This is a genomic window from Gorillibacterium massiliense (genome assembly GCF_000455485.1).
Lineage (GTDB): Bacteria > Bacillota > Bacilli > Paenibacillales > NBRC-103111 > Gorillibacterium > Gorillibacterium massiliense.
This window is the reverse complement of record NZ_CBQR020000077.1, coordinates 24,472-36,026: the sequence shown is the minus strand read 5'-3', so window position 1 is coordinate 36,026 and position 11,555 is coordinate 24,472. Positions and strand designations below refer to the sequence as shown.

Here is an 11,555-nt window from a genome sequence, read left to right as displayed (position 1 = left end):
GGCGGCAAGCCCGGTGGCAGCAAGCCTGGCGGCAGCCCGGCAGGCCGCTCCTTCGGCAGCCGCAGCAAAGGAAGAAACCCGCGATGACCGGGCAAAGCGGACAAATCCGCAGCAACATCCGCCCGGGTATAGAAGTTGACATTGTATTGAAGCAAGACCAGCGAACAGGCAAGCTTTCCCGGGGGATCGTCAAAGATTTGCTCACCAATTCCCCCAGTCATCCCCATGGGATCAAAGTCCGTCTTACTGACGGCCGGGTGGGAAGAGTGAAAACGATCCTGGGTTCCGGCAACGGAACGTCCTCCGATAACAAAGAGGAGGGAAGCACTTCGTGAGCATGGAGAAGTTAACGCCCGCTACGGGCGGAGAAACCGAATGCGAAGAAGCGGCTGACTCTCGGCCGCAGGCGTCGGAAGCATCGAAGGCTCTGCCCTTGGATGATTCGGACATGACGGAACGCCTGCGGCGGTTATTCGTCGCAGCCGGTTACGTGGACGAGGAGCTGCTCGCCAGTTTTCAAGAGTTGACCGCCGAAAATGAACGGCTAGTCCGGGAGAATCGTCGTCTGCGCGGCCAACTGGCCGGCAAGCGGGTGGTGGACCATACCTCCACCCGTTTGCGGGAAGCACTAAGGGAATAGTCCTTAACCAAGCCTAACCGTTAGCGAATACCTGCAAAAATGCAGGCTTTCCATCAACGTTCTCATCAATCTAAGGAAATACCTGCAAAAATACAGGCTTTCAGCCCCTGAGTTACCGTCTGCCGGAACTTGGGATTGAATTCCTGCACTTTTGCAGGTATTTTTCTTTTCGGACGCTTTACGCTTCAATAACCTGTACTTTTGCAGTTATTTGCCCATGCAGCTCTATAATTCAGCTGCTGAAGCTTCCGTTGCTGAACGACCATTCGTTCTTTCTAAATGAGACCGTCCCCGAATAACCGGCGGTATCCGGATCTTTCGTAAACTCCCAGCGCAGCCCCTGAGATTCCCCAGACAATCGGTTACATACAGGCATCCACGCTTTTCCGCCGTCATGGGTCACATAGAACAAAAACGGATGCTCGTCGGAAGAAACGGTTGTTATAAGGATTCCATCTGTTGAGCTCACAAATAACGGTGGAAAGGCAGTAATCTCAGCCTCTACCGCTTTTTGTGGCACCTCCAGTTGAATGGCAGCCCACGTTCGTCCGCCATCCTCCGTCTCAGATATACCGACCACTCCCGAGCGGGGGGAATAGGAGGTAATCCACCCCTTGTTTTCGTCCAGAAAAAGTAATCCCGTTTTAATTCCATTCGGCAGATTTCCATTTCCCTCGCCCGACTTCGCGACAACGTTCCACGAAGCGCCTCCGTCCTCTGACCGCGATAAAATCATGTCTTCCCGAAACATGCCGTAGAAAGCATACTCGGCTTTCCACGAAAGATTGTCGTTTAATCGAAACGTTTCTTCCCGTGTATGGACCGGCTGTTCTGTTTCAGATTGATCTTCACCTGTTGGTGAAGGTGAGATAGCAAAGGAAGCAGCTTCACCCGATAGGGGAGCGGGAGATGAGGGTTCAGATGTCAGGGTTGCCGTGACGGATGCCGAAGCAGTCGTCGGACGAGTGGTTCCCGTAGGGTTTGATTGCGGACTGTCCTCGGCATTCGTGCCGTTCAAACTGCAGCCACCCGACAGAACGAGGCAAAGGAGGAGCAGCGTTTTTTTCATCTTAACAACTCCGTTTCATTCCGACAGGTTCCCGGTTTTTCCCTATTAAGACTGCGAAAAGAAGGAAAAAGTTGTAGAACTTCAAGCCAAATGCCTCGTTTCACAAAAAAGAACCGTCTCATCCTGCCGGAGAGCGGTTCGCGGGTACCTGCCATTTTAAGCATGGGATTGCAGAAAATCTTCGCCGAACAGTTGCTTCAGGTGATGCTCGATGTGGAACAAATACTCGCCGGCCAAAGTTTCGAGGGTGAGCGTTTCGCCATTGGACAAGCGGCATTTATGAGAATATCGGGTTTCCGGGATTCGCTTAAGGACTCGGAGGATGGCCTGGTTCAGACTAAGCCAGAGAGAAAGAACATGTTCCGGTGGCGCATGCTTATATCCTTCAGCTTCCACCCAAAAGGTTTGGTTGTAAGGCTCGATGATATACGGCTCCGGACCTTCCTGCACTCGAATGAACCGGTTCAAATTATTGACGGCGGAGTCACATAAGTGCCCCAAAATTTGCAGCCGCGACCATTTTCCCTCCGAGCGCGGCAAAACCATTTCTTCCAGGTTGAGCGAACGAAAAAACCCGGGAATCGTCTCTACATAAGTCTCCAATCTGGAAATGACACGGATCATACGATCTCCTCCTCCCAATATCTAGCATTTTCTATGAATCCTATCCGGAGTCAAGGAAAACGTCAAGGATAAACCTCTCAATGAGGGAGTTCAAGCGCTGTATGATTAAGTCCATGAAAAGTCCATAAAAAAGCCGCTGTTTCATACCCCGGAGAGGCGTGAGACAGCGGCAAGAGGCAGCGGCTATTGAGGGGGAAACGGATTACTTAACCGGAGACCAAATGCGGTAATGTCCGCTCAAGGCCAACATGCTGAACAGGTACAGGCAGTTGTCGTAATAGCGGCGTCCGCCGGTACGGACAGGGGTGTTCCAAAACATTTCCACCAATTTTCTGGAGTGGGGGCCATTAGCAGCCAAGGAAGCAGTCGCGTTCGTGGCGATCAGGCCGACAGGGTGGAGGGAAGGTTCATCGAAGGCCTCGCCTTCCACCGTATAGCGGCGGTAATCTGCCGGGTCTTTGTCGACGAAGAAAGCTTGCAGCCGGTTGAGCTCATCGACCTGCCATTCATCGGCGCCGAACCATTCGTAATCGAGGCCGATATTGGGGGCCACCCGGTAGGCGTCGCTATAGAAGTGGCCGTATCCGCCGCCGTTCCCTTCATGGTTCGGAGTGCCGTCATAATGGGCGTATTCGGGAGCGAGTCCGGTAACGGGATGGCAGGCGGAATGCAAATACTCGCGGCTGGCCACCACTGCCTCCTTCCAGAATTCCCGGTCCGCAGGATTCGCCCAGAGTGCGAACAGTTCATAGAAGTGTGGCAGATGGTAGGACGGGTCCGTATAATCGCAATTGGGGACGAATTTGATCAGCTTGTTGGTGGGCTCCCACATCGGCCAGCCCTCTCCGTTTTCTCCGTTGTGGATGCAGTCATGCAGCAGCTGCCGGGCTTGTTCGCTATAGTTGAAGGGAGTCGGCCCATCCCCCCAGCGGTTCGCTGCAAAGAACAAAGCCATAGCGAAAAATTCCTCGCCGTCTGGAGCCGGTCCATCCGAGCGTTTCGTTCCGTCGGGATTGCAGGACCAGGCAAAGTATCCAGCGTTCGGTCCTTCCGTCATGTACATGTACGTTTTGCTCCACCACCAAAGGCGGTCGAATACCTCTTTCTTGTTCATCTGCACCGCCATCATCATGCCGTAGGACATGCCTTCCGTTCGCACGTCATAATTGCCGGTGTCCAGCAAATAGCCGCCATGCGACCCGCACTCGTAATAAATTTTCGTCGCTTCGTTATCGCCGAACAGAGCCTCCCACGTTTCCGTTAGCCTTTGCTCGATCTCCTCCTGGGAATACCCGAACTCGGCAAATACATTGCGGTAGATGCCAGTGTAAAACGCGCCTTTTCGTTCCGACATGCCTCTATCATCCTCTCATCGATAGCTTCATCATTGGATGGGTTTCACCGAAGACGGCCGTGCCGTCTTTCGAAGCTATCGTCATTTTACAAGAATAAACGTTCATGGGCTGCTCATTTCATGCTGCCATTTTAGCAAGATTTGCCCGCGACTTGAACGAACGAATTAAAGATCATACTTAAGGAATTAAAGATATAACAATGTTCGGATTTCCCGTAAAAAAACACCTCATGTTAGCTTATCTAAATATTTTTCAAACAATTTCGACAAAATGGGTTGACTTCTTCCGCTATTTTTCTATAATTATGGCAAGAGCTTAACATTCTTAACTCATCTAGTAAGCTATCATTACATCAATGGTACATGGAGGATGTGAAGCCACTGAATCTATCATCAGGGGAGTTTAAACAAGAGATTTTGAAACTCTATAACGCCATCAACAAAAAAATCTTCAACGCCGGAGTCAAGCAGCAGAAGGTCGATCTGGTTGGCAATAAGATCATCATTATGTCGCTGAATGCAAGAGTACCGGTGTTAAGCTTGATGGATGAGCACGATCCCCGCACCGCCCGCCAAGTGGACCAACTGCTATTCCAAATCTTCAAGCGAGACATCAAGCTCGCGTTGGAAAGCCAATTTCAATTTCATATTGTCGCCATTCTCAAGGATTACGATGCCGAGACCGAATATTCCGGTACCATCATCATTCTGGAGTGTGACGTGGAATCGTATCTGAATGATAAGCGGGAACTCGCCTGAGAGAGCCGGCCGATCGTCAGTTTGGAAGCCGTACGGCGCATGCATATCCATGCGTTCGGAAGTTCCGAGCTGGCGATTTTTTGTTATCAAAAAGGACCATACGAAAGCCAAAAAAGCAAAGGGAGCTGAGGACCATGAGCCACAAAATCGAGATTTCCGGGGTCAGCAAGTGGTTCCGCCGGGATGGAAAAGAGATCAACGCCATGAGTGAAACGAACTTGGCGGTGGAAGAGGGGCGGTTCGTCAGCATCATCGGCCCCAGCGGCTGCGGCAAATCAACGCTGTTCAACATCATCGCCGGTCTCATGCCCCCTTCAACTGGAAAAGTACTGGCAGACGGGCAGAACATCGTCGGCAAAACCGGTTACGTCGGCTACATGCTGCAAAAGGACATGCTCCTTCCGTGGCGCACGATACTGGACAACATCATTTTGGGGATGGAAATACGCGGTGTACCCCGCAAGCAAGCCGTCGAACGGGCGCTGCCGCTTATGGAGAAATACGGCTTGAAGGGCTTTGACAAGCATTATCCGAAGGAGCTGTCCGGCGGTATGAAACAAAGGGCGGCGCTGCTCCGAACGCTGCTGTACGACCGGGATATCATTTTGCTGGACGAGCCCTTCGGCGCACTGGACGCCCAGACCCGGCTGACCATGCAAAACTGGCTGCTGCAAATTTGGGGCGATTTCAACAAAACCGTTCTCTTCGTCACCCATGATATCGATGAAGCCATCTACCTCTCGGACGATATCTACGTATTTTCGCCCCGGCCTGGACGGATCAAGGCGAAAATCACCGTCACCATGGAACGCCCGCGCAAGACGGAGGATATGACCTCCAGCGCATTCATGGAACTGAAGCACCATCTGATGGATCTGCTGTCCGCCGGCCACGACGAAGCGGAAAAGATTTCGTAAGCTTCCTGTATCGCTGCCCGCCACAACCCGCTTTGAAATCAAAAAGGAGGAGATCCACATGGAAACCGCCCGTTCGAAAGCTTTTGTCGTTCATAACCTGAGGGCAGCCGAATCCCCACCTGCCGCCGTGAAAAAACCGGAGGTCGTTCCTTACATTCTCGATGAACAAGCTATCGAGCGAAGAAGAGTGCGTGCCGTCGCCTGGGGCCGTTTAGCGGTGGCAGTGATGATTTTTCTGGTATGGGAGGTGTTTACCCGCATCGGTTGGGTCGATCCGTACTTCTGGAGCAGCCCCAGCGCCATTTTAAAAACCACATGGGTGCAAATCACCGAAGGAAACCTGCTTTCGGACATCGGCTTCACGTCCAGTTCGACGATACTTGGCTTCGTCTTCGGGACGCTGGCGGGAGCGCTTTTGGGATTATCCTTCTGGTGGTCCAAATCCTATGCCGGCATAAGCGAGCCGTATCTCATCATGCTGAATGCATTGCCGAAGCTGGCTCTTGCCCCCGTGCTGGTGATCCTGCTAGGCATCGGCTTCTTTTCCAAAGTGGCGCTGGCCTTCTCCATGACCGTGGTCGTCTCGGCTCTATCTGCTTACAGCGGCGTAAAGAGCGTCGATCCCGACATGGAAAAGCTGATGTACTCCCTTGGCGCCAAACGCTGGCAGGTGTTCACGAAGGTGGTCGTTCCTTGGTCCATGCCTTGGATCATCAGCAGCCTGCGCATCAACATCGCTCTGGCTTTGGCAGGAGCCATCGTCGGCGAGTTCATCGCATCCAGCAAAGGCGTCGGACGCATGATCATGTATGCGGGAACGATCTTGGACATCAATCTCGTTTGGGTCGGGGTCGCGGTGCTGTCTGTTCTCTCGATGCTCATGTACTGGGGAGTCGTAGTGTTGGAAAAGCTTTTGGGCAAAGGCCTGGCCAAACAGTAAGGGAGCCGCAGCTTCCGTAAAAAATAGAGAGTATTGACACCTGGAGGAGGAGTCCGTATGAAAAAAACGACGAAGAGATTATCCGTGCTGCTTGCTTTATCCATGATAACCGGGATTTTGGCCGCTTGCGGCGACGATGCCGGCTCGGAAGCGAAGGCAGCCGACGGGGCGAAGAGTTTGAAAAAAATCGTCATCGCCGAGCCTTTGCACTCTACCGGCTATTTGCCACTCTATTTGGCACAGCAAGAGGGATATTTTGAAAAGCGGGGCTTGAAAGTGGAGGTTATCCAAGCGGCGGGTGGAGCGCACGTCACTTCTGTCGTCAGCGGCGACGCCTGGGGCGTCATCGGCGGCCCCGAATCCAACGCCCTGGCCAACAAGAAAAACTCCGATCCCATTCTCTCCGTCGTCAATGTGGTCAACCGGGCCAATGTGTATTTGATGGCCAAAGAAGGGACGGCGCCAAAGGGATCATCCCCCGAGGAGCTGAAGGCTTTTTTGCAAGGGAAAAAGGTGAATGCCGGCCGCCATGGAGGAACGCCGAACTTGCTCGTCCGCTATCTCATGATCAATCTGGGGATGAACCCTGAAAAGGATGTGCAGCTACTGGAGCCGGCTGACGGTTCTACCGTGGTGACCATGATGAAGCAAGGTGCTTCGGAAATCGCTCAAGGAGCTGAGCCGCAAATCAGCGACGGTATCTCCAAGAAGGTATGGGGCGAACCGTTCTATAAATTCCATGATCTCGGCGATTTCGCCTATTCCGTTGTCAGCGTGAAGAAATCCACTATCGAGAAAGATCCGGAAACGGTGCAGAGCTTTACTGACGCTATTATCGAAGCGTTGAAAGCTGTTCAATCGGATAAGGAGCTGGCGAAAAAGGGCTTGAAAACGGAGTTCCCGACCCTCTCGGATGACGCCATTCAAGCGGCGCTGGACCGGGCTTATGCCGATAATCTGTGGAGTCCCGACGGTACTATTTCCGAAGAAGCTCTGAAGAACGACATGGATGTCATGATCAAAACCGGTATTTACCAAGGCGATTACACTTATGACGGCTTGGTTGATATGCAATTCGTCAAGAACTCCAAGTAACGGCTCCGCAAGGGGTAAATTCCAACATTCGAGGTGAGCGCAAAATGAAAACATTAAATGAATTGCTGTTGGAGAAGAATGCCGCCGTTATCGTCGTCGACGTGCAAAACGACTATTGCCATCCGGATGGCTCCCTTGGGGCAAAGGGCAGCGATGTGAGCGGGGTCGCCGCCATGATGCCTTTCCTGCATCACCTTTTGGCTTCGGCCCGCGAGTATAATGTTCCGGTGATCTACATCCAGACCATCCACGAAGACGCAACGGATTCGGAAGCTTGGACGACCCGGTCGAATGGCCGCTCTTCGGCGGTTTGCCGCAAAGGAAGCTGGGGAGCCGAGTTTTACGAAAGTGTCTCCCAAGGAAGGGGTATATCATCGTAAACAAGCACCGATACAGCGCGTTTAACAACACCCGCCTGGATTCGGTCCTGCGTACATTAAAGACCGATACCTTGATCATGACCGGCGTCAGCACTAACGTTTGCGTCGAGTCCACGGCACGGGACGGCTTTATGTTGGATTACAACATCATTCTCGCCCACGAAGCCTGCGCCTCTTACTCCCGGGAAGCCCATAACATGACGATGACGAATATCGCCTCTTATTTCGGAACGGTTGCGGATACCGAGGAGTTGATCGCGACCTGGAAGTCGGAGGAGAAGGCGGCGCTTTCCATCTGAACCGGTGGGAAAAAGGCGGCGGAACCGCGTTGGACGGGGGAATCAGCCAAGGCGGCCGCACCATTGTCAAATACGTCATCTGTTTGGGCGCTTTCCTTTCCAATTTGTCGGCGGGCATGTTCAATATTGCCCTCGTCGATATCGCCGATGAATTCGGAATCCGCGTTTCCTTGGCTCAGTGGGTGGTAACGGTATACCTCTTGGCCATCTCCATCTGTTTGCCCTTGATGGGCAGGCTCGGAGACCGGATGGGACGAAGGAAGGTTCATAATACCGGATATTTCATTTTCATGTTGGCGGCGATTTTAAGCGCCTGCGCTCCGTCCCTTGGTTGGCTCGTTTCCTTCCGGGTGCTCCAGGGCTTCGGAGCCGCTATGTACCAGGCGACGAATATGGCTCTCATCGTATCTCTCTTTCCTCGGGAGCAGCGGGGCCGGGCTCTCGGACTCATGAGTACCTTTGTCGCAGCCGGCTCCATGATCGGACCGGGGCTCGGAGGCATCCTGATCCAGTGGTTCTCCTGGCGGGTCAACTTCTGGCTCTTGGGCGCGGTGGCGGGAGCCGCTTGGTTTCTCGCCCAGCGCTTTATTCCCCGGGATACGCCCCAAGGAAACGCCGGACTGGACCTGCCTGGCGCCGCGCTCTTCGCCGTCGGGCTGACCGGTTTGGTGACGGCAGTCAGCATGGGCGGTACATGGGGTTGGGCATCGCTGCCCGTGGTGCTATTCGTTTTGCTGTTCGCCGCCACTACATTCGGGTTTATCCTTTGGAGCAGCCCAGCGCGATGGGAGAAGCGCGGGGGGGATGGGAAGGAACCGTTCATCAAACTGGACGTGTTCCGCGATTCCGGCGTCAAAGCCGGCATTCTTATCACCATCTCGACTTACATGGCTGCTTTTTCCGCTCAGTTGGTATTGCCGGTATTTTTGCGTAATGAGTTAGGTATTGCGCCGGCAGTGGCCGGGTTGATGATGATGAGCTATCCGTTGTCGCTGATCGTGTCCGCTCCATTTTTCGGCGGCCGGTCGGACAAGGTGGGGGGGCTGCCGATTTTGTCCGTGGGGCTTCTGGTCATGACCGGTACCTTAACCGCCTTCGGCTTTTTATCTGCGGACTTTCCGGAGCTGTTGCTGATCGCTCTTGTCATTCTGCTCGGCGGCTCCATGGGGATGATCACCTCGCCCAATAACAGCCTCGTGATGAACCGGACGGCCAAAGAGCATCTAGGGTTTATCAGCAGCATTTTGGCTTTGTCCCGCAATTTAGGCATGATGTTCGGAACCGCCGTCGGCGGCGCGATGCTGCATTTGACTGGAACGGCGGCCCACGGTTCCGGGCTCGCGTCCGAAGTCACCGGATACCGCCTGGTCTTCGGGATAAGCGCAGTTCTGATCGTCATTGCCCTCCTGTTTATGCGTATAACGGCTAGACGCGGGCGGCTGAAGGAATCGCTGTCTTCCTAACCCGGCAGAATAAAAAAAGCCGCGAGTTCTTGAAGAGAAGAACTCGCGGCTTCTTTATGTTTATTTTATTGCCATTTCAACGTTTTAATTGTCTTCAAGCGGTGTTGGCATCCACAGGAGATGCTGTGTTTTAAAACTTTGATTTCTTGATGGCATTTGGGGCAAATGGAAAGAGCGCGTTTTTCCTTTGCGGATGTTTCCGTAGTCGGCATCGTTTACACTTCCTGCGGAGCCGCCAGGCCGAGACCTTGGGCGATGCGGCTGCCGTATTCGGCATCCGCTTTGAGAAAATGACCGATCTGCCGCTTGACGATGTCTTCCCGGGCTACCAGCTTGAGGGAACCGACGATGGTATCCACCAATCGGGTGCGCTCATCCTCGCTCAGCAACCGGTAGAGATCCCCGGCTTGGGTGAAATGATCGTTGTGGTCATATGCTACACTATCAGCCACCCCGCTAACAGGGTAGGCGGCGTGCTTGGCTTGCGGGGTTTCCTCAGGCCCGCCGAAACTGTTAGGCTCATAGTAAACGGAGTTTCCGCCGTTGCTGTCAAAGCGCATCTGGCCGTCTCGCTGATAGTTGTTCACTTCCGCATGGGGACGGTTGATGGGCAGATGGTTGTGGTTGACTCCGACCCGGTAGCGGTGGGCATCGGCATAAGCAAACAGGCGTCCTTGCAGCATTTTATCCGGCGAAACATCAATTCCGGGAACGAGCGTCCCAGGAGAGAAGGTGGCCTGCTCCACTTCGGAAAAGTAGTTGGCAGGGTTGCGGTCCAGGACCATCCGGCCTACTTCGATAAGGGGATAATCCTTTTGCGACCAAACTTTAGTGACGTCGAAAGGATCGAACCGGTAAGTATCGGCGTCTTCTATCGGCATGATCTGCACGCACAGCTTCCAAGACGGGAATTCGCCCCGATCGATTGCGTTGAACAAATCTTCCGTATGGTAATCCGGGTTTTGACCGGCAATGACGGCTGCCAATTCGTTCGACAGGTTTTGAATGCCTTGCTCGGTTTTGAAATGATACTTGACCCAAACTGCATTTCCTTCCGCATTGACCCACTTGAAGGTGTGGCTGCCGAAGCCGTGCATATGGCGGTATGTAGCGGGAATGCCGCGGTCTGACATCAGGATGGTAACTTGATGTAGGGATTCAGGAGAAAGAGACCAGAAATCCCAGACAGCCGTCGGATTTTTCAGATGGGTTTGCGGATCGCGCTTTTGCGTATGGATGAAGTCCGGGAACTTAATGGCGTCGCGGATAAAGAATACCGGCGTGTTGTTGCCGACCAGATCATAATTGCCTTCTTCCGTGTAAAATTTGACGGCAAATCCGCGGGGATCGCGTACGGTATCAGATGAGCCCAATTCGCCGGCGACAGTGGAAAAGCGGACGAACAGAGGGGTTCTTTTGCCTACCTCGGACAAAAAGTTAGCCTTCGTATATTTCGTTAAATCTTGAGTGACCTCAAAATAACCATGAGCGCCCGCTCCTTTGGCGTGAACGACTCTCTCCGGCACCCGCTCCCGGTTGAAGTGGGCCAGTTTCTCCAATAGATGCACGTCTTGAATGAGAGTAGGGCCACGGGAACCGGCGGTTACCGAGTTTTGATTGTCGCCTACGGGAGCTCCCCAGCTCGTCGTCAAATGCTTGTTGGACGAACTCATTTCATCACCTCGTCGTTAGGATGGTGTCTCTTCTTCAATGATAAGGCTTCTCAATTTAAAGTCAATACTTATTTATAATTATTATAAATAAGCAAAATTGAACATTCTGTGCCACCGCATCTGCCATGAAGATCTGCTACCGAAGCAAATGAACTTGGAGCTACGACTGATGTGATAACGGTTACAGGGAAAATAGTCAAAAAACTAACTGCCGGTTAAGTACGTGAAATCTTTCACAAAGTCTCCACACTCATTTAAATTAAGCAGTGCTATACTTTAGTCAAAGAGAAGGTCACTAAACAGCCTCAAAGAAAATGACTAAAATCGTATAGGAGGAGTTCA

The 11,555-nt window shown here is 52.8% G+C and carries 11 protein-coding genes and 1 pseudogene; 8 read left to right on the top strand and 4 right to left on the bottom strand.

Annotated elements, in window-relative coordinates; translation table 11 throughout:
* The first annotated feature begins 83 nt into the window (after positions 1–83).
* Positions 84–335, top strand: coding sequence for a YwbE family protein (locus tag TJ79_RS09145; RefSeq protein WP_052339424.1), 252 nt, complete (start codon positions 84–86; stop codon positions 333–335).
* Entirely contained in the window at positions 332–640 is a 309-nt protein-coding gene (locus TJ79_RS09140) for a hypothetical protein (protein ID WP_040949995.1), read from the top strand. Before TJ79_RS09145 ends, TJ79_RS09140 begins: the two co-directional genes overlap by 4 nt.
* Positions 641–872: 232 nt before the next feature.
* On the opposite strand, the gene TJ79_RS09135 is transcribed toward TJ79_RS09140, so the two are convergent.
* The 3 genes from TJ79_RS09135 to TJ79_RS09125 all read right to left on the bottom strand — a co-directional run bounded on the left by TJ79_RS09135 (position 873) and on the right by TJ79_RS09125 (position 3,687).
* Positions 873–1,709: a WD40/YVTN/BNR-like repeat-containing protein gene (locus tag TJ79_RS09135; RefSeq protein WP_040949994.1), complete on the bottom strand. Its 837-nt coding sequence runs from the start codon at positions 1,707–1,709 to the stop codon at positions 873–875.
* Positions 1,710–1,865: 156 nt separating this feature from the next.
* Positions 1,866–2,333 (bottom strand): DinB family protein, encoded by a 468-nt coding sequence (locus TJ79_RS09130; protein ID WP_040949993.1) that lies wholly within the window; start codon positions 2,331–2,333, stop codon positions 1,866–1,868.
* Positions 2,334–2,535: 202 nt separating this feature from the next.
* A complete protein-coding gene (locus TJ79_RS09125) occupies positions 2,536–3,687 on the bottom strand; it encodes a family 8 glycosyl hydrolase (protein ID WP_040949992.1) in 1,152 nt (383 codons plus the stop codon).
* 372 nt (positions 3,688–4,059) lie between these two features.
* Here TJ79_RS09125 and TJ79_RS09120 point away from each other — a divergent pair, with 372 nt between their 5' ends.
* The 6 genes and pseudogenes from TJ79_RS09120 (at position 4,060) to TJ79_RS09095 (ending at position 9,540) form a co-directional block, all read left to right on the top strand.
* Positions 4,060–4,446 (top strand): Na-translocating system protein MpsC family protein, encoded by a 387-nt coding sequence (locus TJ79_RS09120; protein ID WP_238322912.1) that lies wholly within the window; start codon positions 4,060–4,062, stop codon positions 4,444–4,446.
* 134 nt (positions 4,447–4,580) lie between these two features.
* Positions 4,581–5,363, top strand: a complete 783-nt coding sequence (locus TJ79_RS09115; RefSeq protein ID WP_040949990.1) for an ABC transporter ATP-binding protein — start codon at positions 4,581–4,583, stop codon at positions 5,361–5,363.
* 58 nt (positions 5,364–5,421) lie between these two features.
* Positions 5,422–6,303 (top strand): ABC transporter permease, encoded by an 882-nt coding sequence (locus TJ79_RS09110; RefSeq protein WP_040949989.1) that lies wholly within the window; start codon positions 5,422–5,424, stop codon positions 6,301–6,303.
* A gap of 57 nt (positions 6,304–6,360) precedes the next feature.
* On the top strand, positions 6,361–7,398 hold the full coding sequence (locus TJ79_RS09105; protein ID WP_040949988.1) for an ABC transporter substrate-binding protein: 1,038 nt from the start codon (positions 6,361–6,363) through the stop codon (positions 7,396–7,398).
* A gap of 44 nt (positions 7,399–7,442) precedes the next feature.
* A pseudogene (locus TJ79_RS28660) lies at positions 7,443–8,077 on the top strand (cysteine hydrolase family protein).
* Between the two features lie 29 nt (positions 8,078–8,106).
* Positions 8,107–9,540, top strand: coding sequence for an MFS transporter (locus TJ79_RS09095; RefSeq protein WP_238322911.1), 1,434 nt, complete (start codon positions 8,107–8,109; stop codon positions 9,538–9,540).
* Between the two features lie 215 nt (positions 9,541–9,755).
* Here the strand turns inward: TJ79_RS09095 and katA are convergent, their stop codons facing one another.
* Positions 9,756–11,213 (bottom strand): catalase KatA, encoded by a 1,458-nt coding sequence (katA, locus tag TJ79_RS09090; protein WP_040949987.1) that lies wholly within the window; start codon positions 11,211–11,213, stop codon positions 9,756–9,758.
* Between the last annotated feature and the right edge of the window lie 342 nt (positions 11,214–11,555).

Excerpts from the sequence above, each read along its gene's own strand:
- TJ79_RS09145 (WP_052339424.1), top strand. The coding sequence starts at position 84 with ATGACCGGGCAAAGCGGACAAATCCGCAGCAACATCCGCCCGGGTATA.
- TJ79_RS09135 (WP_040949994.1), bottom strand. The coding sequence starts at position 1,709 with ATGAAAAAAACGCTGCTCCTCCTTTGCCTCGTTCTGTCGGGTGGCTGC.
- TJ79_RS09130 (WP_040949993.1), bottom strand. The coding sequence starts at position 2,333 with ATGATCCGTGTCATTTCCAGATTGGAGACTTATGTAGAGACGATTCCC.
- TJ79_RS09125 (WP_040949992.1), bottom strand. The coding sequence starts at position 3,687 with ATGTCGGAACGAAAAGGCGCGTTTTACACTGGCATCTACCGCAATGTA.
- TJ79_RS09115 (WP_040949990.1), top strand. The coding sequence starts at position 4,581 with ATGAGCCACAAAATCGAGATTTCCGGGGTCAGCAAGTGGTTCCGCCGG.
- TJ79_RS09110 (WP_040949989.1), top strand. The coding sequence starts at position 5,422 with ATGGAAACCGCCCGTTCGAAAGCTTTTGTCGTTCATAACCTGAGGGCA.
- TJ79_RS09105 (WP_040949988.1), top strand. The coding sequence starts at position 6,361 with ATGAAAAAAACGACGAAGAGATTATCCGTGCTGCTTGCTTTATCCATG.
- katA (WP_040949987.1), bottom strand. The coding sequence starts at position 11,213 with ATGAGTTCGTCCAACAAGCATTTGACGACGAGCTGGGGAGCTCCCGTA.